At 35.3% G+C, this 24,617-nt stretch carries 23 protein-coding genes and 3 pseudogenes; 18 read left to right on the top strand and 8 right to left on the bottom strand.

Going from position 1 to position 24,617, the window contains the following annotated elements; genetic code table 11:
• Positions 1 to 14: 14 nt before the first annotated feature.
• The 5 genes from garR (at position 15) to P2Q73_RS01665 (ending at position 5,596) form a co-directional block, all read left to right on the top strand.
• A complete protein-coding gene (garR, locus tag P2Q73_RS01685) occupies positions 15 to 908 on the top strand; it encodes a 2-hydroxy-3-oxopropionate reductase (protein WP_053588384.1) in 894 nt (297 codons plus the stop codon).
• A gap of 3 nt (positions 909 to 911) precedes the next feature.
• Complete coding sequence (locus P2Q73_RS01680) at positions 912 to 2,363, top strand: four-carbon acid sugar kinase family protein (RefSeq protein ID WP_275783237.1); 1,452 nt, start codon at positions 912 to 914, stop codon at positions 2,361 to 2,363.
• A 34-nt stretch (positions 2,364 to 2,397) separates the two neighbouring features.
• Positions 2,398 to 3,243, top strand: coding sequence for a class II fructose-bisphosphate aldolase (locus tag P2Q73_RS01675; RefSeq protein WP_275783234.1), 846 nt, complete (start codon positions 2,398 to 2,400; stop codon positions 3,241 to 3,243).
• 38 nt (positions 3,244 to 3,281) lie between these two features.
• Positions 3,282 to 4,604: a gluconate:H+ symporter gene (locus tag P2Q73_RS01670; RefSeq protein ID WP_053588387.1), complete on the top strand. Its 1,323-nt coding sequence runs from the start codon at positions 3,282 to 3,284 to the stop codon at positions 4,602 to 4,604.
• Between the two features lie 113 nt (positions 4,605 to 4,717).
• Entirely contained in the window at positions 4,718 to 5,596 is an 879-nt protein-coding gene (locus tag P2Q73_RS01665) for a DMT family transporter (RefSeq protein ID WP_275783231.1), read from the top strand.
• Between the two features lie 654 nt (positions 5,597 to 6,250).
• Here P2Q73_RS01665 and P2Q73_RS01660 read toward each other — a convergent pair.
• Entirely contained in the window at positions 6,251 to 6,730 is a 480-nt protein-coding gene (locus tag P2Q73_RS01660; RefSeq protein WP_056832538.1) for a GyrI-like domain-containing protein, read from the bottom strand.
• A gap of 171 nt (positions 6,731 to 6,901) precedes the next feature.
• Here P2Q73_RS01660 and P2Q73_RS01655 point away from each other — a divergent pair, with 171 nt between their 5' ends.
• The 3 genes and pseudogenes from P2Q73_RS01655 to P2Q73_RS20365 form a co-directional block, all read left to right on the top strand.
• Complete coding sequence (locus P2Q73_RS01655; protein ID WP_275783225.1) at positions 6,902 to 7,756, top strand: DUF1835 domain-containing protein; 855 nt, start codon at positions 6,902 to 6,904, stop codon at positions 7,754 to 7,756.
• A gap of 231 nt (positions 7,757 to 7,987) precedes the next feature.
• Positions 7,988 to 8,329 carry a DUF378 domain-containing protein gene (locus P2Q73_RS01650; RefSeq protein WP_275783221.1) on the top strand — a complete coding sequence of 114 codons (342 nt, stop codon included), beginning with the start codon at positions 7,988 to 7,990 and terminating at the stop codon, positions 8,327 to 8,329.
• An 87-nt stretch (positions 8,330 to 8,416) separates the two neighbouring features.
• Positions 8,417 to 8,590 (top strand): annotated as a pseudogene (locus P2Q73_RS20365) (amino acid permease); the annotation flags it as partial.
• Positions 8,591 to 8,611: 21 nt separating this feature from the next.
• On the opposite strand, the gene P2Q73_RS01645 reads toward P2Q73_RS20365, so the two are convergent.
• The 3 genes from P2Q73_RS01645 to P2Q73_RS01635 are packed head-to-tail and all read right to left on the bottom strand — an operon-like array spanning position 8,612 to position 11,698.
• Positions 8,612 to 10,183, bottom strand: a complete 1,572-nt coding sequence (locus tag P2Q73_RS01645; protein ID WP_275783218.1) for a YndJ family protein — start codon at positions 10,181 to 10,183, stop codon at positions 8,612 to 8,614.
• Positions 10,173 to 10,784, bottom strand: coding sequence for a DUF4166 domain-containing protein (locus P2Q73_RS01640; RefSeq protein ID WP_275783216.1), 612 nt, complete (start codon positions 10,782 to 10,784; stop codon positions 10,173 to 10,175). The genes P2Q73_RS01645 and P2Q73_RS01640 overlap by 11 nt, the downstream gene beginning before the upstream one ends.
• A gap of 11 nt (positions 10,785 to 10,795) precedes the next feature.
• Positions 10,796 to 11,698, bottom strand: a complete 903-nt coding sequence (locus P2Q73_RS01635; RefSeq protein WP_275783213.1) for a DoxX-like family protein — start codon at positions 11,696 to 11,698, stop codon at positions 10,796 to 10,798.
• Between the two features lie 86 nt (positions 11,699 to 11,784).
• Between P2Q73_RS01635 and P2Q73_RS20315 the strand changes: the two genes are divergently transcribed.
• The 4 genes and pseudogenes from P2Q73_RS20315 (at position 11,785) to P2Q73_RS01620 (ending at position 13,563) form a co-directional block, all read left to right on the top strand.
• Entirely contained in the window at positions 11,785 to 11,910 is a 126-nt protein-coding gene (locus tag P2Q73_RS20315; RefSeq protein WP_345798821.1) for an NUDIX hydrolase, read from the top strand.
• 12 nt (positions 11,911 to 11,922) lie between these two features.
• A pseudogene (locus tag P2Q73_RS01630) lies at positions 11,923 to 12,219 on the top strand (NUDIX hydrolase); the annotation flags it as partial.
• 39 nt (positions 12,220 to 12,258) lie between these two features.
• A pseudogene (locus P2Q73_RS01625) lies at positions 12,259 to 12,727 on the top strand (NUDIX domain-containing protein).
• Between the two features lie 35 nt (positions 12,728 to 12,762).
• On the top strand, positions 12,763 to 13,563 hold the full coding sequence (locus P2Q73_RS01620; RefSeq protein ID WP_275783210.1) for a class I SAM-dependent methyltransferase: 801 nt from the start codon (positions 12,763 to 12,765) through the stop codon (positions 13,561 to 13,563).
• A gap of 10 nt (positions 13,564 to 13,573) precedes the next feature.
• On the opposite strand, the gene P2Q73_RS01615 is transcribed toward P2Q73_RS01620, so the two are convergent.
• The 3 genes from P2Q73_RS01615 to P2Q73_RS01605 form a co-directional block, all read right to left on the bottom strand.
• Complete coding sequence (locus P2Q73_RS01615; RefSeq protein WP_053588398.1) at positions 13,574 to 14,125, bottom strand: MFS transporter; 552 nt, start codon at positions 14,123 to 14,125, stop codon at positions 13,574 to 13,576.
• Positions 14,122 to 15,552 (bottom strand): FAD-binding oxidoreductase, encoded by a 1,431-nt coding sequence (locus tag P2Q73_RS01610; RefSeq protein ID WP_275783456.1) that lies wholly within the window; start codon positions 15,550 to 15,552, stop codon positions 14,122 to 14,124. The genes P2Q73_RS01615 and P2Q73_RS01610 overlap by 4 nt, the downstream gene beginning before the upstream one ends.
• 112 nt (positions 15,553 to 15,664) lie before the next feature.
• Positions 15,665 to 16,441, bottom strand: coding sequence for an enoyl-CoA hydratase-related protein (locus P2Q73_RS01605; protein ID WP_275783208.1), 777 nt, complete (start codon positions 16,439 to 16,441; stop codon positions 15,665 to 15,667).
• A 157-nt stretch (positions 16,442 to 16,598) separates the two neighbouring features.
• Between P2Q73_RS01605 and P2Q73_RS01600 the strand changes: the two genes are divergently transcribed.
• On the top strand, positions 16,599 to 17,828 hold the full coding sequence (locus tag P2Q73_RS01600; protein ID WP_275783205.1) for an EAL and HDOD domain-containing protein: 1,230 nt from the start codon (positions 16,599 to 16,601) through the stop codon (positions 17,826 to 17,828).
• A 149-nt stretch (positions 17,829 to 17,977) separates the two neighbouring features.
• Positions 17,978 to 18,343: a YhjD family protein gene (locus P2Q73_RS01595; RefSeq protein ID WP_053588402.1), complete on the top strand. Its 366-nt coding sequence runs from the start codon at positions 17,978 to 17,980 to the stop codon at positions 18,341 to 18,343.
• A 3-nt stretch (positions 18,344 to 18,346) separates the two neighbouring features.
• Here the strand turns inward: P2Q73_RS01595 and P2Q73_RS01590 are convergent, their stop codons facing one another.
• Positions 18,347 to 18,880: a competence protein ComK gene (locus P2Q73_RS01590; RefSeq protein WP_053588403.1), complete on the bottom strand. Its 534-nt coding sequence runs from the start codon at positions 18,878 to 18,880 to the stop codon at positions 18,347 to 18,349.
• A gap of 180 nt (positions 18,881 to 19,060) precedes the next feature.
• On the opposite strand from P2Q73_RS01590, the gene P2Q73_RS01585 reads away from it, so the two are divergent.
• The 4 genes from P2Q73_RS01585 (at position 19,061) to uvrA (ending at position 24,609) form a co-directional block, all read left to right on the top strand.
• Entirely contained in the window at positions 19,061 to 19,297 is a 237-nt protein-coding gene (locus tag P2Q73_RS01585) for an IDEAL domain-containing protein (protein WP_053588404.1), read from the top strand.
• Positions 19,298 to 19,402: 105 nt separating this feature from the next.
• Positions 19,403 to 19,597, top strand: a complete 195-nt coding sequence (locus P2Q73_RS01580) for a peptidase M14 (protein WP_275783199.1) — start codon at positions 19,403 to 19,405, stop codon at positions 19,595 to 19,597.
• Between the two features lie 132 nt (positions 19,598 to 19,729).
• Positions 19,730 to 21,712, top strand: a complete 1,983-nt coding sequence (uvrB, locus tag P2Q73_RS01575) for an excinuclease ABC subunit UvrB (RefSeq protein WP_053588406.1) — start codon at positions 19,730 to 19,732, stop codon at positions 21,710 to 21,712.
• Positions 21,713 to 21,717: 5 nt separating this feature from the next.
• A complete protein-coding gene (uvrA, locus tag P2Q73_RS01570) occupies positions 21,718 to 24,609 on the top strand; it encodes an excinuclease ABC subunit UvrA (protein WP_056832565.1) in 2,892 nt (963 codons plus the stop codon).
• Positions 24,610 to 24,617 lie beyond the last annotated feature (8 nt).

Raw genomic sequence — 24,617 nt, 5'->3', positions numbered from 1 at the left:
TAGGAGGAATTTACATGGGTAAAAAAGTTGGTTTTATTGGTTTAGGAATAATGGGTAAACCTATGGCGTTAAACTTGTTAGCAAAAGGATACGAGTTAATCGTAAACGACTTAAATAAAGAAGCGGTACAGACATTAGTAAATGCTGGGGCGACATTTGGAGAATCAGCGAAAGTAATCGGAGAAAATAGTGATGTAATTATTACTATGCTACCTGCTTCACATCATGTGAAACAAGTAGTTTTAGGTGAAAATGGAGTGCTTAGTGGAGCGAAAAAAGGTTCGGTCATAATGGATATGAGTTCTATTTCACCAGTTGTATCTAAAGAAATTGCTGCTGAAGCAGAACAAAAAGGAGTAGAAATGATTGACGCTCCTGTTAGTGGTGGGGAACCAAAAGCAATTGACGGAACGCTTGCAATTATGGTCGGTGGTAAAGAAGAAGTGTTTGAACAAGTAAAAGATATTTTACATGCTATGGGTGCAGAAGTGACTTTAGTTGGAAGTAATGGTAGTGGGACAACTGCTAAATTGGCTAACCAAGTAATCGTTAACTTAAATATTGCTGCTATGTCAGAAGCTTTAGTTTTAGCTTCAAAAGCAGGAATAGATGTTGAAAAAATGTACCAAGCGATTCGTGGAGGTCTTGCAGGAAGTTCGGTACTAGATGCTAAAGTTCCATTAATCTTAGATCGCAATTTTGTTGCAGGTGGAAGAATAGACATTAACATGAAGGATATAACGAATGTTATGGAAACAGCGCATAATTTGGATGTTCCAATGCCATTATCTAGCCAGTTGCTTGAAATTTTCCATGCGTTAAAAGCAGATGGAAAAGCTGCGGATGATCACGGTGGAATCGTTCAATATTATGAAAAACTTGCAAATATCCAAGTAGGGAGAGTTTAAGAAATGACCACAATCGATAGCACTCAAAAGCGATTGGCTCAAGAGGTCCTAGGTAACATAAAGGAAGTAAATGCATCAGCAGTTAAAGAAATGCTTATAAATGGACTTCGTGATTTAAATAAAAAAATTATTGTGTTAGATGATGATCCAACAGGAGTTCAAACCGTACATGGTATTTCAGTATATACCGATTGGTCAGTTGAAAGTATTGAAAAAGGTTTTCTAGAAGAAAATTCGATGTTTTTCTTATTAACTAATTCTAGAGGTTTTACTGCAGCTGAATCAGATAAAGCACATACAGAAATTGCTAACAATATTGTGCAAGTAGCAAAGAAAGTGGACAAGGAGTTTATCGTAATCAGCCGTGGAGATTCCACACTGAGAGGTCATTACCCGCTAGAAACGGAAGTCTTAAAATCGACAATCGAGGCATCATCAGACATTCACTATGATGGGGAAGTGATTCTACCGTTTTTTAAAGAAGGCGGACGTTTCACAGTAGACAATATACATTACGTACAGTATGAAGAGAGCTTAGTGCCCGCTGGAGAAACTGAGTTTGCAAAAGACAGAACATTCGGCTATACCAAATCTCATCTAGGAGAATGGGTGGAAGAAAAAACAGAAGGTCGGTTTAAGTCTGTTAATGCAACCTATATATCATTAAATAGCCTACGTGCCCTTGATATAGATGGAATTACAGAGCAATTGCTTCAAGTGAGTGATTTCAATAAAGTTGTCGTCAATGCAGTAGATTACGTGGATGTAGAAATTTTTGTTGTTGCACTTGTGAAAGCGATGAAAGCAGGAAAACAATTCTTGTTCCGAAGCGCTGCTGCACTTACAAAAGTAATTGGCGGAGTGAGCGATAAAGCACTTTTAACGAGAAAAGAATTGATTCGTGAAGAAACAAATCACGGTGGGTTGATCTTAGTAGGTTCACACGTTAAGAAAACAACAGAACAACTAGAACAATTAAAATTAAAAACAAGTGATTTTATTGAATTTATTGAATTCGATAGTCATCTCGTTTTACAACCGGACCAGTTCCAAACGGAAATTGACCGTGTAATTGAAACGGCAGAAAGTCTGATCCGTGAAGGTAAAACAGTTGCTATTTATACTAGACGTGAAAGATTAGATCTTGGTGAAGGCAAAAAAGAAGAAGAGTTAAAACTATCTGTCAGAATATCAGATGCTGTAACAAGCTTTGTTCAAAGACTTAGTGTTCGTCCAAACTACATTGTTGCCAAAGGTGGAATTACTTCTAGTGATATTGGAACAAAAGGTCTTGAAGTAAAAAGAGCAACTGTAGCAGGGCAAATTCAACCAGGAATTCCTGTATGGATCACTGGAGAAGAAAGTAAATTCCCGGGTATCGCATACATTATTTTCCCAGGTAATGTAGGAGCAGTTACAACTCTAAAAGATACAGTTGACATCTTAAACAAATAAGTAGTGTTCATCTATAAAAAGGGGATATCTAATAATGTTGGTAAATACAAAAAAGATATTAAAAGACGCGCAGCGTGGAAAATACGCTGTCGCTGCCTTTAATGTATACAACCTAGAGACGGTTCAAGCTGCAATACATGTAGCAGAACAAGAAAATCAACCAGTTATTATTGCACTAGGAGAACGTTATTTTTCGACTGTAGATGTAGAAGGATTTTCTGCACTTGTCAGAGCAATAGCTGAAAAATCTTCTATTCCAGTTGCGCTACATCTGGATCATGCCTATGAAAAAGAATCCATTATACGTGCAATACGTTGTGGCTTTACTTCTGTCATGTTTGACGGTTCAGCATATGAGATAGATGAAAATGTACGCCGCACAAAAGAAATTGTAGAAATAGCCCATATGGCAGGTGTATCAGTAGAGGCAGAAATAGGTTCGTTGGCAAAAGGTGATTTCTCCGATGAAGAAGAAGGAGACGGAACGTTAACTGACCCTAAAGCTGCAAAAGAATTTGTAGATGCAACCGGAGTTGACTTTTTGGCTGCTGCTATTGGAACCGTACATGGTATGTATAAAGGAGAGCCGAAAATCGATCTTCCCCTTTTAGAGAGAATTCAACAGGCAGTAGAAGTTCCTCTAGTATTACATGGTGGCTCAGGAACTCCAAATGAAGTTATTAAGCAAGCAATCCAACTTGGTATTTGCAAAGTCAACGTGAATACAGAAGTTTCCATGGCTGCTGTTTCATTACTTAAAGACTATTTTGAAACGCAACATATTGCTCACCTTTCCACTGTTATGGCAGATATGCAACAAGCGATGGAATCTGTCATGACTAAATTCGTTCAAGTATTTGCAAATAAAGAAATTAGTTAAAACAGACACAAAATTCCTAAACGAAAAGAGGATTAAAAATGCCGATAGTATCTATATGTATAGGGGTAGCCTTATTACTTCTATTAATGATTGTTTTTAAATTAAATGCTTTTATCTCGTTAATTCTAGTAGCTCTTGTAGTAGGTATTTTAGAAGGAATGTCGCCACTTGATGCAATGACATCTGTTCAAGGTGGATTAGGTGGTACGCTTGGTAGTTTGACGATGATCATCATTTTTGGAGCAATCCTTGGTAAATTGATGACAGATTCAGGTGGAGCGCAACGTATTGCAACAACACTTATAAAATCATTTGGGAAAAAGAGAGTTCAATTAGCAGCTGTTCTAACAGCTTCTGTAGTTGGGATTGCCTTGTTTTTCGAAACAGGGGTAGTAGTATTAATTCCTTTAGTATTTACCATTGCAACTGCAGCAGGAGTTCCAGTGTTATACATTGGTATGCCTGTAATAGCTGCCCTCATCACGATGCATGGATTTGTACCTCCTCATCCTGGACCAACAGCTGTTGCTAGTGTATTCGATGCAAATATCGGGAAAACCTTATTGTATGGTATCGTAATTGCTATTCCTGCAATTATTATTGCTGGACCACTATATACGAAACTGTTTAAGAAAGATTTCTTAGAAGTAGACATACCAAAAGGATTATTTAATCCAAAGGAATTTACGGAAGATGAAATGCCTGGTTTTGTAACAAGTCTTTTAACATCACTTATGCCGGTAATTTTAATCGCTTCTCAAGTAATTGTTGAAATTGTAGCTCCAGATTCAGCAGTTATGCCGTTCTTTGATTTCATTGGTAACGCAAATGTAGCTTTATTGCTTTCTGTCATTCTTGCATTCTTTACTTTCGGTCTAAACCGAGGTAAAACAATGAAAGATGTCATGAATTCTGTTGGAGAAGCAGTAAACGGAATTGCAATGATTCTATTAATTATCGCTGCTGGTGGTGCTTTTAAACAAGTACTGATTGATAGTCATATCGACCAATACATTGCAGATATCATGGCGGATTCAACTCTTTCTCCATTACTTTTAACTTGGTTAATAGCAGCAATATTACGTGTAGCAGTTGGTTCCGCTACAGTGGCTGGTATGACAGCAGCAGGTATCGCAGCACCTTTAGTAGGAATGACTGGTGTAAGCCCTGAGTTAATGGTATTAGCTGCCGGTGCAGGAAGTGTTACATTCTCTCATGTTAATGATGCTGGATTCTGGATATACAAAGAATACTTTAATTTATCAATCGGTAAAACAATTAAAACATGGTCTATCATGGTTACAATTATTTCATTAGTTGGCCTTGCCGGTGTTTTAGTTATTAATGCGATTATTTCATAAGAAATTGAAAAGCGTATCTTTTTACAAATGGAAATTTTGTAGAAAGATACGCTTTTTTTTGTATAAATATACGATATACTATCAATATTGACAAAAAAGGTAGGCGAATTTATATGCAAAGGTATTTAGGTGAAATATTGCTAGTGATTACAGCAATTATTTGGGGAAGTGGATTTGTTGCAAGTGCTGTTTCATTAGAATATTACACACCTTATCAAATTTTAGCAGGAAGGTTTATGATTGGCGCTATTTTATTAATTATTCTCTTTCACAAAAAGTTAAAGAAACTAAATAAAAGTTCACTTATTAAGGGAGCAATATTGGGGGTATTTCTGTACCTGGCATTTGCTCTTCAAACGGTAGGACTTCAATATACAACCCCATCTAAAAATGCATTTTTAACTGCAGTAAATGTTGTATTTGTACCCTTCATAGGATTTCTCTTTTATAAGAGAAAAATCGATATGTTTGAATTGATTGGTGCAGTTATGGCCGTAATTGGAGTGGCGGTACTGTCTCTTAAAATATCAACGGAGATTAACATAGGAGATTTGCTCACTTTATGCTGTGCAGTCGGATTTGCATTTCATATCTTTTATACTGCTCGATTTGTAAAAACAGAAGATCCAGTTGTTATCACGATTGTACAAATGATGGTAGCTGCACTCATTGGATGGATTGTTGTAATCTTTAGAGGAGAAACTTCATTTTCTTTGGAAACTGAAGGAGTTATGAATCTTCTTTACCTTGGTGTTTTTTCTACAACAATCGCTTACTTAATGCAAACAGTTGCACAGAAATACATATCAGAAACAAAGGCTGCCATAATACTATCTACAGAGTCTTTTTGGGGCATGGTATTTTCAGTAATTATTTTAAGTGAAGTAATGACCCTAAAAATGATAATTGGAGCTATTCTCATTCTTCTAGCTATTATCATATCTGAAACAAAATTTAGCTTTCTAAAAAAGAAAGTGGAAGAATTGACTTAAAATAAACAAAAGCGTTTTTATAATATAGAGACGCTCATAATTGTAGATTTTTATTTTTGACCCGATAATTTTCGTTCCAGGCGGACGCGTTCCGCCGGCATGGCTTCAGCCGCTTCCCTTGCTCCTGCGCAAGCTCGTCGCAAAAAAAACGTTGCTCCTGCGCAAGCTCGTCGCAAAAATTAATTTCGCTACGCTCAGTCTAGGGTCTTCAGCTCATGCATCTGCCGCTTCGCTTTCGATGCAGAAAACATTTGCTATTCCGGCTGGAGTCGCCGCCATCCACTCTAATCAACTATTATCCGCTTTTCAATCAAAAAACATGCCATTTAATAGAGCAAGCTTTTATAACTGAAGTTTTTTCAATTAGTATTTATAGAAAATCGTTGAAAAAGGCGACACTCCTGCGGGAATAGCGTTAGCCGAAGACCCCGCAGCGCAGCGAGGAGGCTAAGGCAACGCCAGCGGAAAGGGAGCCGTTTCAACGATTTTCTTATTTATCGGAAGACATTATTTAGTAGTCCAAGCTCCTCGGCGCTCACCCACAGAAAACGAGCGGTAAGCTTTGGAAAACCTGATCGATTCTATATAAAAATAACTCGAGTTTGACTACAGTCTGAAGCGTTTCTAATTAATATAGAGCACTTTTATTCTTTCTTATTTAACTGGAACCCAAATTTCATTGTATGTTTCTGTTTTATAGATATTTGTATCCAAATAAACTTCAAATGGTTTTATGGAAGACAGTTCATATGGATTGGATGGAAACCATTCCGAAAATATTCGTTCCCATGTATTTGCGATTGCAGATGGAAAAGGTCCTTGAACTTCAAAAACAACCCATTTTGAGGCAGGGAAGTCAATGCGCTGAAAGTCAGTTGAATTAGTACCATCATATTCTGCTGCAACATAATAATTCATCCTATTTTTCTCTCTACTTACCTCTGCCCAAATGCCTAATAACCCATTTATGTCTCCACTTTTTAAATCTAATAATTGATTTAGGGTTCCATCCTGTTGAATCTCATTCCAAAATGTTTGAAACGCTTCTATTCCACCGTTTTCTACATCGTACGGAAATTCTCTATTAACTCCAATAACTTGGAAAGCCTCTCTCTCCACAAGACGATATTGCATTGGTTTAGCTCCTCCTTTAATTTAATTTCTCCCGTTAAATCTTCTTCATACAAATTATATTTCAACATTGCTACTCATTCAATGAATAAAAGGGGAATGAACAACAATTGAAGAATTAACATGAAGAGAGAGACATAATTAGACTCTAAAAGCTAAGAAAGGCGAATGTGCATGATTCACATTGTAAATGGGGATGTAGTAGGAAATAAGATTAAAGATATAGAAGGAGAAATTATCGTTTGGAGAGAAATGTATGATTTCGGTCCATTAAGTTTAGAATGGACAAAAGAGGAGCAATTAAAGAGACGTGCTGCTTTTTTTGAACAAAGACTGGAGATTCCAGCAAAACTGTTTATTTCCAATTGTATTAAACAAAATAATTTATTGAATAATATATCAACGAAGGATGAGGTTGTACTGTGGTTCGAGCATGATAGATATGATCAAACCATGCTTATGTATTTATTAACAGAACTATCTTCCTTAGGTATTAAAAATCTATCTATGGTTAGTATTAATCAGTATACTGGAATTCATCCTTTCCATGGATTAGGTCAGTTGTCTTCGGAGCAATTAATAGCTTTAGTAGATGATAAAAAGGAACTTTCAAACGATGAAATTCATGAAGCTATATCTGGATGGATTGCATATAATTCTAAAGATGAAGACGATTATAAAAAATGGATACAAAACACATCTCATTTTCTTCCTTTTCTACTTCCATTTTTTCAAGGGCATAAAAGCTATTTTCCTTCGTTAAAAACAGGTTTAAATGAAGTTGAGTACTTATCACTAAGTTTAATTAATAATGGAATTTGCCAATTCTTCGAGTTGTTTAATGAGGTAACGAAGAAAAGAGTAAATGATGGGTTAAGTGATTTGCATTTATCAGCCATTTTAATGGAATTAATGAAAGGAAAGAAACCCTTAATTACGTCTAATCGACCTTTACCAAATTATTCTGATCCTATTTCAAATGCTAAGATTGACATAACGTGGGAAAACAAAATCGAATCGATCTTGTAGGAATTGATTGGTGGATTGGCGGTGTTCATTTTTATAAGATAGTTAAATAAAAAGAAACATTAAATCGATTTCTAACATGTTGGAAATCGTTTTTTTTTCTTTTTTTTTTAAACAAATTTATATTGTTTTGTATTAATGCTTGTTAATAGTGAAAGATAAGAAAGAATCTTAGCTATAAACGATCATTTATCGTGGCTAACATTCATTTAAATTTTGAGGAGGTGTGAATCTGTGAAAACAATTCATCGAATTGCTTTAGTGCTCGTAATAATTGGTGCAATTAACTGGGGATTGATCGGATTTTTTGAATACGATTTAGTTGCTTCCATTTTTGGTGGACAAACGGAAGCCATGTCTCGAGTAATTTATGCTCTTGTAGGTATAAGTGGACTAATTTGTATCCCGCTTTTATTTGAAGCACACAAAGAAGTAGGAGCAGAACGAAGTAGGACTTCAGGCTATAATAATTTAAAGTACGAGACAGAATTTAGTGATGAGACAGACTTTACAGATATTCGAGAATACAATAAGAATAATTCGGATAACAATAACAGTAACAACAAACAAGTTTAGCTTGTTTCGTTGGAGGCATTTCATCATTATTTTGTCTGCTAAAAAACTGACGGCCTATATTGGCTCGTCAGTTTTTTTTCGCAATGTCAGTACTCCGCATTAATGGACAATTATCGAGTGACAGTTTTAATTCCGCAGTTTATACCAAAAAAAGGCTGGCATAATATACTTCATAACCAGTCCAGCTTGCTGATTAGATCAATTTTGCTTTATCGCAAAGATGTTATAATTACTACTGTTCCTTATCATTTTAAAAAGTAATAGAGTTAGAGCCCATCCTTTTTAAGATGGGCTCCTTTTATTTATATTATATTGTATTGTTAAAAAAGGTATGGAACAAATTCGCATATGATGTTTAGCAGTTAGCTGATGATCTTTTTTTTCTTCTATTATAAATTGCTCTTGTAAAGGAAGTCTAAAAACGTTTTGGCGAAACGCTAAGTAAATTCCTGCATCTGAACCGTTTGCTCCTTTACTCGTTAATACTAGTTTTTCTCCATTTTGGTTCAATTCTAGTATTCCAATCATCGATGACCAAGGAAGAGGAAGGGCAATATTCATATAATATTTATCATTACGTTGATGAGAAGAGTAGAGTGCGACAAAGATTACTTCTTTACCTATTTTTCGAAGCCATGCTCTCGTATTTTTCCTACCATCTTCTACAGCTATAATTTCGCCAGTCATTTCCATTTGTGTATTAGTATATGGAAGATTTAGCTGTTGAACGTTTCTACTAAAAAATCTATATATAGCGGCAAAGGGCTTAAACCAATTGTGCCAGTTTACTTCTGAATATAGTCGAAATTGGTTTGTATTTTCATAGAAATCGATTATTGTTGCGGATAGAAAACTCTTTTCTAAGTATATTCCCATATCATCCACAAGACCTTTATAGGATTCCTTACCTAAATGCTTATATAAAATCTTTTCTCCAATTACATATTTCCCCCGAATACTACTGATAGGGAATTTCGACTTAATCTCTTTGGTTTTTGGGGTAAGTATTGACCAGCCAACAACCCCACATAATGCGAACAAAATTGAATTGAAAAATCCATGAAACTTCAACATAAAATCGATACTTAGAGCAAAAACTCCAAATACATTACCGATAGCATATAATAAGGAAAAAATAATTGTAATGCCTAATGCTCCGAATGATGTTAGCACCAATGTTTTTTGCAGTTTATTAGGAAAATCTGATTTAATGACTAAAACTATAAGCCCATATATTCCAAAAATATATAGGAGTACTGAAGCTAGTTCTAACCAAGGGGAGAAAGTGATTCCAAGTGCAACGACAATCGGAGAAATTAAAATAACGCTACAAATAATATTGTAAGTTTTTCTTTTAGATAAACGACCAAGAAAACCTACGAAAATAGGTAGCAAGAAGGAAGAATAGTGAAAGTGAATTGCTGTCAGCCACGTTAAAATAGGAGAGAATCCCGTATCAATTTCTGCGACAGAAGCAAAAAACCACATCCCACCAATGAATAAATACATCATTCCTGCATCGATTGAAAATTCTTCTAAATGGTCAAATCCACGTTGAATAAATCGGTGGAGCCCATATATAGCAACGACTAAAGTAAATAATAAATAGATACCTGCAAGAAGTATGTCCCATTCAGTAGTAGTCGTTGTTTGTAGGATGAAAATAGATGCAAAGGCTGGTATTGCAAAAAAATAATACAGTCTATTTTCTTTTTTCAATATTAATTGTAGAGTGATTGGTACAAATATTAGTTGTGCAACGGTTAACATTAAAAAATACCAAGGAGTTACATTGAAAATGACGACTACTAAAAATCCAATGGTATGTAAAAGAGCAATTCGCTTAAAAGTCATTTGTTTGAAATTCTCCTTCATATTCAAATAAAGTGCCGATTAACGGGTTTTTTATTAGGACATGTATAGAATAAACGTCTCTTTCTTCTATATAATATTCAGTTACATGGACCACACCTTGAAAAATTCTTGGCAGTGGTACTTCTATATTCCCTATAACAATTCGCTGTTCTCGTGATTCAATTAGCATCCGTCCCTCTTCAGTAACAAAGAAAACCAGATCGGAGTAAAATATGCTTGGTTCTCCTAAGTAATCTTTTACGCTATTACTGGCAGGATCTAGGCTCATAAGCGCATTAAAATATCTTTTTTTATTTTTGAAATAAAAAATTCTCTCCCAGTGCACCTGATTCTCTTTGTTCGGTCCGATTAAACTTGTATTTACAATAGTAAAAGGAATATCCGATCCATGTTCGGGGAATAAAAACTTCCATCTTGTCGCTAATAAGAAAAATGGGTACATCCATTTTGGTCCACGGCTGATTTTTTTCATAACACCAGTTGCTTTAAACTTACTATCAACGGGTAGCTTATATCGTTTTTGAAGCATTGGATGAAGTTTATTAAATTGATCGCCAAGTATGTGTTTATAGATAGTCATTCAAATGCTCCTTATCTAACTCGTTTGCAATTTTTAGCTGACGGTATATCTTTGCTTATGAAAAATCCAACTAAGGAAAGAATAAATAATGACATGTTAAAAGTTAACGGGTTGAATGGATGATATAAAGTAGTTGGATCTGCGAGAATTGCTGAGAACGTTAACAGAGGAAATAAGACTAACTGTAACCCTAGTAATTTTCTTTTATTTTTGTAGAGTAACCAAGTAAGACCGAAAACAACTTCCAAAAACCCCACTGATGAGACGATAAAAGAGGCAGAGATTGTTGTAAAAGAAAGTAGGCTACTTGTCATCAAGATTTCATCCGGGTGCTTGTATATTAACTTTGGTACTAAACCTTGATATAGCCATATAAAGGAGAACAAAAATGTAATCATCCAATGGCTAAAAAAATGTTTGTATTGTGAGGATGGAGACTCTCCTTTTTCAAGCCATCTTTTTAATACATCGAAACTTAGTGCAGTTGCCCATCCGATTAGGGGCCGGAAAATTAGAAAATCAAAATAGCGGCCGAAGATGCCAAAATTCGTTTTATAATCGTATTGTGTAAGAAATCGAATAGAATCTTGTTCCGGAGCATACTTCCAGTAACCTTTTCCCTCTCGAATAATAGAAATAGCTTGATCCGTTCCAAAGTGTAAGGAGGATGTACGTGATTCATCTCTTGCATGAAAAGTGCCAACACTTTTTCCCCATCCAGCAATGTTCAAACCAAATCCAATATTTGTTTTATAGTGGAAATGTTGAGGCTCACTTTCTTCTTTTGGTAAATAGGTGATAGAGGTAAATCGCAAATCCCATTGCTCGTGTAGCTCAGGTTTCTGTGTAGCATTCCATAACTTTTCCATCTCTGAATTAATAGGTATTTCAACATAAATTGGTTTACTCTTCATTTCATTCACCTCCCATAAAGCTTATCATAAGATAAAGGACTTTTCGCTAGTATTGCAGAATAGATATGAAAGTTGGAGGGATAATTTTGAAACGTGTAGATGTAGCTTCAGCCTTAATCCATGATGAGAATGGGTACATATTATTAGTGAAGAATAGGAAAGGTGACTCGTTTTATTGGGGGCTTCCAGGAGGGGCAGTAGAAGAAAATTAAACACTCGAGAAAGCGGTTATCCGTGAAGTAAGGGAGGAAACGGGTTATAAGATAAAAATTACTGGTTTAAATTCCATCCGAGAAGTGTTGTTTTCGGATAGAGGTCATCACGCGTTAATCATTACTTTTAATGCAAAAATTATCGATGGTCAAATAAATATCAACGACCCGGATAATGACATTGTTGAAGCTAGATGGGTAGATTATGGAACTGCAAAAGAACTAATGCCATTTTTATTTGAAAGCTTAAGAATTGAATCAAATGATAATAAGTCACTTGCATTTTATGAATTTGAAGGAGTTCGATAATAACAAAACGAAGAGCAAAAGGGATTAATGGGGGTAAAAATGAATCAAACTATTAACTATAAATTTTGGACTGTTTGTATGATACAAGATAACGATAAAGTGCTCCTATAGGCAACATGATCATTTTAAAGGTTTTATTCCTCCTGGTGGTAAAGTAGATTTTCCAGAGAGTTTTGTGGAATCAGCAATTAGAGAGGTAAAAGAAGAAACCGGCCTAGAGGTTAGCAATCTTATTTTTAAAGGTATCTATGAATATGTAAATCCAGAAAAAAACGATCGATATATTATTTTTAATTACTTAACGAAAGAATTTAAAGGAGATTTATTAAATGAATCGCCTGAAGGAAAACCGATTTGGGTACCTATCAAAGAAATAGATTCACTTCCAATACAGAAATCGATTCGCAGAAGGATTCCTCTGTTTTTTAAAGAAGGGACATTTGAAATTCAGGTGACTTGGGATAATGAAAAGAATGTTGAAGGAGAAGTAGTGATTAGAGAAACTTGATCTTTTTTTAAAAATAGAATCTTGGAGGCGAATGGATGGAGCAAAAAATAGTTAGTCACAAAAATCAGGTGGGGTGGAACCAATCTGCTTATCAAGCATGGACGAATCGCCACGGATCACCTAAAGAATTTGCAAAGAAGCTAAGGGAAAATCCCACTAGTGCTGTTTCCCACTATTTAAATTTCATGGGGAATGTAAAAGGTAAAAGGATTGCCAATTTTTTAGGATCAAAAGGAAATAAAGCAGTTTCTTTTGCGTTGTTAGGAGCCGAGGTTTTAGTAGTAGATATTTCAGAAGATAATAAGAAATATGCGATCGAATTAGCAGAAGAGGCAAAAGTAAAGATAAAGTACATAGTTTCGGATATTCTAGAAGTTCCCGATGAGGCGGAACTAAATGAGTTTGACTTTGTTCTGTTAGAATTAGGGGTACTTCATTACTTTGTGGATTTATCCCCATTATTTAAAGTGGTTTTCGATTCACTTAAGCAAGGTGGACAATTTATTTTAAGGGATTATCATCCTTTCGTTTCTAAGCTAGTGCATGTAGAAGAAGGAGAGATGCTTGCAAGTGGCGATTATTTTAGTAAGGGAGTAGTGGAAGAAGATGTAGCCTATAGTATTTTACTACCGGAAGAAGAACGATTTTCTTTAAAGAAAGTTAATATTCGAAGATGGACTTTAGGGGAAATTGTCACTTCTATTTCGAAAGCAGGTCTTAACATCAGCTATCTAGAGGAAGAACCTGGAGTTAGTTGGGCATTTCCATCTGGTTCACCAGAAGGAATAGAAAACAAAATGCCCGGATTATATACGTTAATAGCTAAGAAAGGATGAAAGTATTTTTTCATCCTTCTTTTATTTTTAGATTATCTATTTTCATTATATAAAACCCACTCCACGCAAATACTATAGATGCGAGGTAAAAAATACTTCCAATAGTAAGAAAGTCAACTAAATATCCTGTAACAATAACCGCAAAAGCTGCACCAACCGAAGTCCAAATGTGGTAGAGACCAATTTCCTTACCAGCAGTCTCCTTCTTAACCGTACGTGCTAGTACTGTTTTTTCACTGTTTTTCTGTATCGCACCTAATAAACCCATTACAATTTGAAGTATATATACATGCCAAATTTCATAAGCAAGCGGAATAATGAGTAATAGGAGTGCCATTCCCCATGAATAAATGACTAAGAGAGATTGGTCTCCTGTCCTATCTGCAAATTTACCAATAACTGAATAGCTCAATGCAGCCGTAAGAGCAAATAACCCGTATGCCCAACCAAACTGTGAATAACTATTTCCAACATTTTTTAATAGCAGCACGTAAAATGGAAATATCATACTGGCAGACATACCTATTACGCCTTGATAGATTATAAATCTTCTGTATTTCATTTATAATACTCCTCATAGAAAAGATTCAGAAATCGTTTTTCAGGATCATATTTTTCTTTCAGTTCAAAAAATTCTTCCGCTCTCGGGTAGGCTATTTCTAATTGTGATTTTGTAGGGAAGTTATAGTATGGAAGATAATAGGTTCCGTCGTGTTCTAATGTAATATCAATCATTTTCTGTATGACCTGATCCACTTCTTCGATACTTTCTTCGTTCGTCTCTTGATTGATAAGTAATACAAGTGCAAACATATCTTCTTTTGCATAAGACATGATTGCCTCATCATTTTGCTTCACATATCGTATAGTGATATTCAGTAAGTTGATATTCTTTTCCTTTTGAAGCATTTCTCTTAAGTCATCAATATAGGAAGTGAATTCATCTACCGGTACAAAATATTCTTGTAGTAATTCCGTTTTGCTAGCACTGTCATATTCCATAAAAGTCGATTCCGAACGCATGACATTATTTCTTGAAATATAGGAACCATCAATTCGATTATTATATTCTTTTTGAGTCTTCCAAAACATATTTTTTCCATGCGTATTTATCCGAGAGAGACCAAGAAGTAACTTTGGAATAGCAATGATTCTCTCGCGTTTTAAGGTAGTATGATTGCTTAATAGTGATTGGTCTTCGGCTAAGTAATAATTAGTTACATACATTTCTGATAAAAAGCTATCAGGTGCAACTGAAATTCTCGCCAAATGCATTTTTACTGAATCACCTTTAACATGGGTTGTGAAATAAGTACTGTATTCATCATAGGTTAGTGATTTTGATTGAACTTTATAGAGTTTATCATCCGTCAATTGCAAAGTTACATCGAGAATTACACCGAATAATCCATATCCACCATTCACTAACTGGAACAGTTCTGTATTTTCTTCTCGACTTACTTGTATGATTTTTCCTTGTGAAGTGAGTAATCTAAATGATTCTACTGTTTCAATTAAAGAAGTATATTGAATGTCACGACCGTGGACATTTACACTTAATGAACCGCCGACAGTGAAAATATTTTGAGATTGGCTTACCTTTAATGCAAGCCCATAAGGGTTAATATAGGATTGGATATCGGCCCATGTTACCCCGCTTTGTACAGTGATGAGTTTATTCTTTGTATCTAAGTCAAGAATTTTATTATAGCTTTTCATATCGAGTAGGATACCATCGGGATAAAGCGTTTGCCCGCCTTGACTATGTTGCATTCCTGCTATGGATATTGGAATATCTTTTTCATTTGCTTCTTCTATAATATTAACAATATTTTCTTCCCTATCACTTGATTTTATTGCCTTCATTTTGACAGGTAATAGACGTCCGTGATCTTTCACGACTGGTTCGGCAAGCTTTGCTTGAAAGAGTATGAGGGAACAAACAAGTAACAAAATATAAAAAATTACGAAATATTGTCTCTTATAAATTTTTCTCTCCTCCTATATCAAGTGAAACCGAGCTATACATTTTATAATGGTTTGGAATTGCCACATAAAAAGGAGAGAAAAACCAAGATGATTGGCATTTCTCTCAATCGTATTACTTTCCTTTAAAAATAGGTTTTCGTTTTTCACTGAATGCGTTTAATGCTTCTATTCTATCTTCTGTTGGAATGGTAATTTCGTAAGCTTTGCGTTCGATACTTAATCCAGTATGTAAATCGACATTCATGCCGTGTTTGATAGCAAATTTGGCTTGTTGTAGCGCAATTGGGCCATTTACTAGCATTAGTGTTGCGAAGCTTTCGGTTTCTGCGATTAATGTTTCACGTGAAGTAACTTTAGTTACTAAGCCGTATGCTAATGCTTCTTCTGCTTTTACTCTTTTTGCTGTAAGGATAAGTTCCAACGCTTTCGCTTCTCCAATAAGACGTGGTAGACGTTGTGTACCACCAGCGCCAGGAATAATGGCTAAGCTTGTTTCCGTTAATCCTAGTTGAATGTCATTCGCTGCTATCCGGAAATCACATGCAAGAGCAAGCTCTGTTCCACCCCCAAAAGCATAGCCGTTTAGCATTGCGATGGTAGGTTGTGGAAGATTTTCAATTGCTGAAAAAACTTCTCCAATTTTTAATATATTTCGTTTTACTTGTTGGTCAGTCAATGTTTTTCGTTCTTTTAAATCCGCCCCAACACTAAAAGATTTCTCCCCAGCACCTGTAAAAATCACTACACGCACATCTGGATTTATACGAATAGTTTCAGTGATTTCTCCAAGCTCTTGAAGCATATCGTAATTAAATGCATTCAGAGCATCTGGTCTATTAAGTGTCACATAAGCAATATTTCCATGTTCTTCATAATGAATAGATTCCATTTTCTCTCCCCCAAAAATATTTTTTTCTCCCATACAAAACATATCATTTTACTATTGGTCTGTCATCTTTAGTAGATAGTTTCAAATATAGGTCGATTTTCCTTTTTTGATTTGATACAATTATGTTATTGAAATTCGAAAGATTAGAGGAATTTACATGGACATTTTTGTTGCAAGACAACCGATTTTTAATAAAAATGAACATATTTTCGCATATGAATTGTTGTATCGTAATGGACATGATAATTCCTTTCCACTAATAGATGGAGAAACAGCTACTTTAGAAGTACTCGTGCACTCCTTTTTGACGATTGGTATTAATGAACTAGCTGGAGAAAAACTATGTTTTATTAATTTCACTGAAAACCTACTAGTAAAGGATATTTTCGCAAAATTTCCAGGGAATAGAATAGTAGTAGAAATTCTAGAGGATATACCAATAACCTCTGCTTTAATTCAAAAAATTAAAGAGATTAAGTCTTTGGGCTTTTTAATTGCATTAGATGATTTTGTTCTCCAAAAAAATATAACGGTATATGATGAGTTATTTTCACTCGTTAACTTCATTAAAGTTGATTTTCTTTCAAGCACCGTGGCGGAAAGACAAGCAATCGAACGAATTGTAAAAAAGAATTATCCACATATTGTTCTACTTGCCGAAAAAGTTGAGACCCGCGAACAGTTTTATGAGGCAAAAGCTGCTGGTTATGGGTTATTTCAAGGTTATTTCTTTGCTAAGCCTGAAATTATTAAAGGTACGGAAATTCCAGCCAATTTAGTACAGTACTTTCGGATTATTAGTCTTCTACGTGACAAATCTTCTTCTATTGAAGAGGTAGCAGAAGAAATTGAACGAGATGTCTCACTTTCGTTTAAAGTATTGAAGTTGATCAATTCCCCTGCAGTACGATTAAAATCTAAGATTCGCTCGATAAAGCAAGGTGTAGTTATGCTTGGCTTGGAGGAATTAAATCATTGGTTATATGTTCTTTTACTTCATGAATCTAAAGCGAATTATTCGGGTGACGGAATGGCTCTAATCGAGGCTTCCTTATTCCGTGCGAAGTTTTGTGAGTTACTTGCAAAAACTAAAGTCAAAAAAAATGCGTCAGAGTATTTTTTAGTTGGCATGTTCTCTTTAATCGATACTTTACTTCATCAATCGATGAACCAATTGCTTCAGGATTTACCACTTTCTGATGAAGTAGCGGCAACACTTTCAGGTAACCTCACTGAAATGACTCCATATTTAGAGGTGGCAATTGCCTGTGATGAGGTTCGATGGGACGATATGTTAGAGGGTGTAACGATTCTAAATATCGATCACGATACTTTGAATGACATCTATATAGAAGCTCGTCGTTGGGCTGCTGAAATATTAAATTAACTACCATTCTTAGAGAATGGTAGTTTTTTTGAGCGAATGTATTTTATTCATTAAATTGGAAAAAATATTTTTTATAGATTATTGCATTTTATATTAAAAGTTGTACAATAATATAGGAACAAACGTTCTTATTAGAAGGAGGATATGATATGCCACTAATACCGGATGAATCGTTGCCATACTTAGAAAACATGATCTATCTTCCGATGGTTTTAACCATTTTGGAAAAGGATCGAACCATTTTTGAAAAAGGCCCTTTTAAGCTAAAACGACCTTATATATCTATGGTGGAGAAAGCCGTAAAGCAAGCCCAAAAAGAATTAAAAGAGACACATATTTATATGAAACGACATAGTATGAAAGTTCTTCGTGGTGAAGGTGATGATATGTTCACGGAGTATGTATTTTTTCATGGTGGTTATGAAGAACATCGTAGGTACTTAAACGTTCGCCTTCGAAATAGAGTAGAAGAACTCATTTCTATTTATTTTGAGCTTGTAGAAAAATCTTGTTGAACTTTAAAATTTATTAGAAGAAGATTGGTTTCTGGTCGATAAAAATCCCTCATATGAGAGGTGACTCATTCTTTTTAAAAAATGTGTATTTAGCAAATTGGCGAAACCGAATTGTTTGCTTAAAGTATTTGCCGACGTTTCAACAGTAATTGTTTGCCCATTTGTTAATAAAACCTTACACACCCCTTCACTTGCATGGAAACCATCAATCGCTTTAAGTGAAAACCAAACATTTAAATCTGATTTTGGTGAAAGTAAAGGTATTAATATACATGGATTTCCATAGTCATGTGCGATAATTATAGGAAGTTTAAGGTAATTTCCGAGTGTTTCTCTGGAAAGGTTTTTTGCTTGTTGAAATGAGGAGCCATAGTAGGCACATGATTGCCTTACTATATCGTAAGGCTTTTTACCTACTAACATAGTTTCCCCTGAAATATTAGTAACTTTTGTATAAACTTTGTTGTTTATTCGGACTGGCTGTAGAACTGCAGTTTCAAATGAAACGAGGAAGGATTTATCTTTTATTATTTTCATCGTATTTTCCACTCCTTAGTAGTTTATACATCAATTATAGTTAAATATGGAAATAAAGCAATCAAATATAACGAATTTTCTAAAATTTTGAATTAATCTTAAAATCATAATTTTCGCAAAATGATTGCATCTCTTCTTTTACTTTTATATAATGGAAAAAAGACATCGGGGTGATCAGAGATGGACAAACAATATTCATACGCAGATTTCTTAAAAGCAATGGGGCAAACAGGAAAAGAAAGTTCTGCAGAAAAATTGTTAAACGAAATTTATCTTGATATGTTTTTGAACATAATTCACCGGGAACAAAGTAGTTATAGATTATTGCAGTTAATTGATGATGCCTTAGACCAAAAAGATAAGCATGCATTCATAGAGTATACGAATGCATTACAACAATTACAAAGTATAAAGTAGACTGAAAGCCGCTTATGCAGAGCGGCTTTCTTTATGTTTAAAATTGTTTTAAAATTCGATTTATTTCTACAAAAAGTTCTTGTAAACTTATTTAGTAAGTAAGTGATGCCTCCACAATATTTACCGGGATCAGGATCTTCTGCTGATTGGTTTATTCAACAAACCAAAATGCCTGGAATCACATTAGAAATATCACCGTATATAGGAGAGAAGCCAGTGCCGCTTGAAAAATGGGAAGCTATCTGGAGACAAAATAATAAAGTAGGTTTGTATCTAGCCTTAGAGGCATCAAAAAGATGACAGCACAAACCTAGTGAGACCGCTTGTTTTAAGCGGTTTTTCTTATTTGTGAAAAAACATACGTTCGTTTTATTCGTTTTCAAAAAGATAGTATGTTAAACTGAAAATATTCAAGTTATGGGAGGCTATCATATGGATCAAATATTCGATTTGCAAGCTCCGTATAAGCCAGCGGGGGATCAAATAGAAGCAATAAAAAAATTAGTAGAAGGGGTTCAGGAAGGAGATAAACATCAAACGTTACTTGGTGCAACAGGGACAGGAAAGACGTTTACTATTTCAAATGTAATTCAACAGATTAATAAACCAACTTTGGTAATGGCACATAATAAAACCCTTGCCGGACAGCTTTATAGTGAGTTTAAAGAGTTCTTTCCTAACAATGCAGTGGAATACTTCGTTAGTTATTATGATTATTTTCAACCTGAGGCGTATGTGCCCCAAACAGATACGTATATTGAAAAAGATTCGAGCATAAACGAAGAAATTGACAAGCTTCGTCACTCGGCAACATCTTCCTTATTCGAAAGAAAAGATGTCATCATTATTGCATCTGTTTCATGTATTTATGGTCTCGGTAATCCTGAAGAATATAAAGAAATGGTCGTATCACTGCGATCAGGAATGGAAATTGAGCGAAATCAGTTGCTTCGAAAGTTAGTGGACATTCAATATGAAAGAAACGATATTAATTTCACGCGAGGTACATTCCGTGTTCGTGGAGATGTAGTAGAAATCTTCCCAGCTTCAAGAGATGAAAGATGTCTAAGAGTAGAGTTTTTTGGAGATGAAATAGACCGAATTCGAGAAGTAGATGCATTAACGGGAGAAATTTTAGCAGAACGAGATCACGTAGCTATATTTCCAGCATCTCACTTCGTTACACGTGAGGAAAAAATGCGTCTTGCCATTGAAAATATTGAAAAAGAATTAGAAGAACAACTTAAACTATTACGTAGTGAAGATAAATTATTGGAGGCACAAAGATTAGAGCAACGCACTAATTACGATTTGGAAATGATGAGAGAAATGGGATTTTGCTCTGGAATTGAAAACTATTCACGACATCTTACATTACGTGAAGCAGGAGCTACCCCATACACGCTATTAGATTATTTTCCAAAAGATTTTTTACTCGTTGTGGATGAAAGTCATGTTTCATTACCTCAAGTAAGAGGAATGTTTAATGGTGACCAAGCAAGAAAATCGGTGCTTGTTAATTATGGTTTCCGATTACCTTCTGCTTTAGACAACCGTCCTCTTACTTTTAAAGAATTCGAAGATCATGTAAATCAAGCTATATATGTATCTGCAACACCTGGACCATATGAAATTGAACATACCCCTGAAATGGTTGAACAAATTATTCGACCAACCGGACTACTAGATCCAGTCATAACCGTTAAACCAATAGAAGGTCAAATAGATGACTTAATCAATGAGATCCATGAGCGTTCCGCGAAAAATGAACGGGTGTTAATTACTACATTAACAAAGAAAATGTCAGAGGATTTAACAGATTATTTGAAAGAGATAGGGATAAAAGTACAATACCTACACTCAGAAGTGAAAACATTGGAGCGAATTGAAATTATACGTGAGCTTCGTTTAGGGACATATGATGTTTTAATAGGAATAAACTTGCTTCGAGAAGGTCTTGATATTCCCGAAGTATCTCTTGTGGCAATTTTAGATGCTGATAAGGAAGGATTTTTGCGATCCGAACGTTCTTTAATTCAAACGATTGGAAGAGCTGCCCGAAATTCAAATGGTGAAGTAATTATGTACGCGGATAAAATGACAGATTCTATGAAAAAAGCAATCGATGAAACAAAACGCCGTAGAACAATTCAAATGGAATACAATGAAAAACACGGCATTACACCGAAAACGATTGAGAAAAAAGTTCGCGAAGTTATTCGAGCATCTCAAGTTGCCGAAGAAGAGGGAACTTATGCGCAAAAGTTAACAAGTGGAAAAGCGTTAACAAAAGAAGAGAAAGAAAAACTATTGGCAAATCTCGAAAAAGAAATGAAGGATGCAGCCAAAGCGCTTAACTTCGAACGTGCCGCAGAATTACGTGATGCAATCCTCGAACTAAAGCTGGAAGGATGAAGAGTGTGAGAAACCAAGAAATTATTATACAAGGTGCCAGAGCAAATAACTTAAAAAATATAAGTCTAAAAATTCCGAGAGATAAGCTTGTTGTAATGACAGGCTTGTCTGGCTCCGGAAAGTCCTCTTTAGCATTCGATACGATTTATGCGGAAGGTCAAAGACGTTATGTAGAGTCACTATCTGCATATGCACGCCAGTTTTTAGGCCAAATGGATAAACCAGATGTAGACGTGATAGAGGGACTATCACCAGCTATTTCAATAGATCAGAAGACAACAAGTAAAAACCCACGATCTACCGTTGCTACTGTTACAGAAATATATGATTATATGCGACTATTGTATGCTCGTGTGGGAAAGCCAATCTGTCCTAACCATGGAATAGAAATTAGTTCCCAAACGATTGAACAAATGGTCGATCGTCTGAGCGAATACCCGGAAAAAACACGTATGCAAGTATTGGCTCCAATTGTATCTGGCAGAAAAGGTACGCATGTAAAACTGTTGGAGGATATGAAAAAACAAGGTTATGTACGGGTGAGAATAGATGGAGAGTTAATCGATTTAGATGATGACATTAATTTAGATAAAAATAAAAAGCATAATATTGAAGTTGTAATCGACCGTATCGTAATGAAAGAAGGCGTTGCTGCTCGCTTGAGTGATTCGCTTGAATCAGCCCTTCGATTGGCTGACGGTAGAGTACTGATTGATGTGATGGAGCACGAGGAAGTATTATTTAGTGAGCACCATGCATGTCCAATCTGTGGATTTTCAATTGGCGAGTTAGAGCCTCGTATGTTTTCATTCAACAATCCTTTTGGGGCATGTCCTGACTGTGATGGTTTAGGGACAAAATTGGAAGTGGATCCTGATTTAGTAGTACCCGATAAAAGTCTCACATTAAGCGAGGGGGCTATCGTTGCTTGGCAGCCGACGAGTTCACAGTACTACCCAAAATTATTGGAAGCGGTATGTAAACATTACAAAATTAAAATGAATGTACCGGTAGAAAAATTACCGATAGACCAGTGGAATAAAATAATGTACGGCTCTGGTACAGATAAAATTCGTTTTCGATATGAAAATGAATTTGGACAAGTGAGAGACAGTTCGATTCAATTTGAAGGTGTCTTGGCTAATATTGAAAGACGTTACAAGGATACATCTTCTGACTATATTCGAGAGCAAATGGAAAAGTACATGGGACAACATGATTGTCCTACATGTAAGGGATATCGTTTAAAGGAAGAAACGCTTGCTGTAAAAGTGAATTCCTTACATATCGGTCAACTAACAGAGTTTTCTATTGAAGAAGCAAACAAATTTTTCAACGAGTTAACTTTATCTGAAAAGGATATGCAAATTGCGAAATTAGTCTTAAGAGAAATTAATGAGCGTCTAGGATTTCTAGAAAATGTAGGACTCGATTATTTAACATTAAATCGCGCATCAGGTACATTATCTGGTGGAGAAGCACAACGAATTCGTCTTGCAACACAAATAGGATCTAGACTAACAGGAGTTTTATATATATTGGATGAGCCTTCTATTGGTTTGCATCAGCGAGATAACGACCGCTTAATAGAGACATTAAAAAATATGCGTGATATTGGTAATACGCTTATTGTAGTTGAGCATGACGAAGATACTATGATGGCTGCTGATTATTTAATCGATGTTGGTCCTGGCGCTGGAATCCATGGTGGAGAAATAGTAGCCGCAGGAACACCAGAACAAGTAATGAAAAACAATAAATCACTAACAGGTCAATATTTAAGTGGGAAGAAATTTATCCCTTTACCAACAGAAAGAAGAAAGCCAGATGGACGATACATCAAAATTAAAGGCGCTTCTGAAAATAACTTAAAAAATGTAAATGTGGATATTCCATTAGGCGTATTTGTAGCTGTAACAGGCGTATCAGGTTCAGGAAAAAGTACGCTAGTGAATGAAATTCTTTATAAATCATTAGCGCAAAAGATTAATCGCTCCAAAGTGAAGCCAGGGGCTAATAAGAGTATAGAAGGAATTGAACAATTGGAGAAAGTGATTGATATTGATCAGTCGCCAATCGGACGTACACCAAGGTCAAATCCTGCTACTTATACTGGGGTATTTGATGATATGCGAGATTTATATGCAGCTACTAATGAAGCGAAAGTTAGAGGATATAAAAAAGGTAGATTTAGTTTTAACGTAAAAGGTGGACGTTGTGAAGCCTGTCGTGGAGACGGAATTATCAAGATTGAAATGCACTTTTTACCTGATGTATATGTACCTTGTGAGGTATGTCATGGAAAACGCTATAACCGTGAAACATTAGAAGTACATTACAAAGGGAAAAATATAGCAGATGTATTGGAAATGACAGTAGAAGATGCTTTAGCATTTTTTGAAAATCATCCAAAGATTAGCCGTAAGCTACGTACCATTGTAGACGTAGGCCTTGGTTATATGAAATTAGGTCAACCAGCAACAACATTATCCGGTGGAGAAGCACAACGAGTAAAGCTTGCTTCCGAATTGCATAAACGGTCCAACGGAAAGTCGTTTTATATATTGGATGAACCTACGACTGGGTTACATATCGATGATATCGCCCATCTTCTAGAGGTCCTTCAACGTTTAGTAGAAAATGGTGATACTGTACTTCTTATTGAACATAATTTGGATGTTATTAAAACTGCAGACTATATGATTGATATAGGACCAGAAGGTGGAGATAAAGGAGGGACTATAATAGGTGTTGGTACTCCAGAAAAAATTGCGGAAACTAAAGGATCCTACACAGGTAAATATTTAAAGACAATCTTGGAACGTGATCGAAAAAGAATGGATGAAGTAGTATCCAAGGCATCTAAAAAGAAAAAAGAGACTGTTAAATCCAATTGAAACCTTTT

Source organism: Bacillus sp. Cr_A10, from assembly GCF_029222665.1.
GTDB lineage: Bacteria > Bacillota > Bacilli > Bacillales_A > Planococcaceae > Psychrobacillus.
Note: the sequence above shows the minus strand (reverse complement) of the source record. Positions and strands in the feature narration are given on the sequence as shown.

Excerpts from the sequence above, each read along its gene's own strand:
- garR (WP_053588384.1), top strand. The coding sequence starts at position 15 with ATGGGTAAAAAAGTTGGTTTTATTGGTTTAGGAATAATGGGTAAACCT.
- P2Q73_RS01680 (WP_275783237.1), top strand. The coding sequence starts at position 912 with ATGACCACAATCGATAGCACTCAAAAGCGATTGGCTCAAGAGGTCCTA.
- P2Q73_RS01675 (WP_275783234.1), top strand. The coding sequence starts at position 2,398 with ATGTTGGTAAATACAAAAAAGATATTAAAAGACGCGCAGCGTGGAAAA.
- P2Q73_RS01670 (WP_053588387.1), top strand. The coding sequence starts at position 3,282 with ATGCCGATAGTATCTATATGTATAGGGGTAGCCTTATTACTTCTATTA.
- P2Q73_RS01665 (WP_275783231.1), top strand. The coding sequence starts at position 4,718 with ATGCAAAGGTATTTAGGTGAAATATTGCTAGTGATTACAGCAATTATT.
- P2Q73_RS01660 (WP_056832538.1), bottom strand. The coding sequence starts at position 6,730 with ATGCAATATCGTCTTGTGGAGAGAGAGGCTTTCCAAGTTATTGGAGTT.
- P2Q73_RS01655 (WP_275783225.1), top strand. The coding sequence starts at position 6,902 with ATGATTCACATTGTAAATGGGGATGTAGTAGGAAATAAGATTAAAGAT.
- P2Q73_RS01645 (WP_275783218.1), bottom strand. The coding sequence starts at position 10,183 with ATGACTTTTAAGCGAATTGCTCTTTTACATACCATTGGATTTTTAGTA.
- P2Q73_RS01640 (WP_275783216.1), bottom strand. The coding sequence starts at position 10,784 with ATGACTATCTATAAACACATACTTGGCGATCAATTTAATAAACTTCAT.
- P2Q73_RS01635 (WP_275783213.1), bottom strand. The coding sequence starts at position 11,698 with ATGAAGAGTAAACCAATTTATGTTGAAATACCTATTAATTCAGAGATG.
- P2Q73_RS01620 (WP_275783210.1), top strand. The coding sequence starts at position 12,763 with ATGGAGCAAAAAATAGTTAGTCACAAAAATCAGGTGGGGTGGAACCAA.
- P2Q73_RS01615 (WP_053588398.1), bottom strand. The coding sequence starts at position 14,125 with ATGAAATACAGAAGATTTATAATCTATCAAGGCGTAATAGGTATGTCT.
- P2Q73_RS01605 (WP_275783208.1), bottom strand. The coding sequence starts at position 16,441 with ATGGAATCTATTCATTATGAAGAACATGGAAATATTGCTTATGTGACA.
- P2Q73_RS01600 (WP_275783205.1), top strand. The coding sequence starts at position 16,599 with ATGGACATTTTTGTTGCAAGACAACCGATTTTTAATAAAAATGAACAT.
- P2Q73_RS01595 (WP_053588402.1), top strand. The coding sequence starts at position 17,978 with ATGCCACTAATACCGGATGAATCGTTGCCATACTTAGAAAACATGATC.
- P2Q73_RS01590 (WP_053588403.1), bottom strand. The coding sequence starts at position 18,880 with ATGAAAATAATAAAAGATAAATCCTTCCTCGTTTCATTTGAAACTGCA.
- P2Q73_RS01585 (WP_053588404.1), top strand. The coding sequence starts at position 19,061 with ATGGACAAACAATATTCATACGCAGATTTCTTAAAAGCAATGGGGCAA.
- P2Q73_RS01580 (WP_275783199.1), top strand. The coding sequence starts at position 19,403 with ATGCCTCCACAATATTTACCGGGATCAGGATCTTCTGCTGATTGGTTT.
- uvrB (WP_053588406.1), top strand. The coding sequence starts at position 19,730 with ATGGATCAAATATTCGATTTGCAAGCTCCGTATAAGCCAGCGGGGGAT.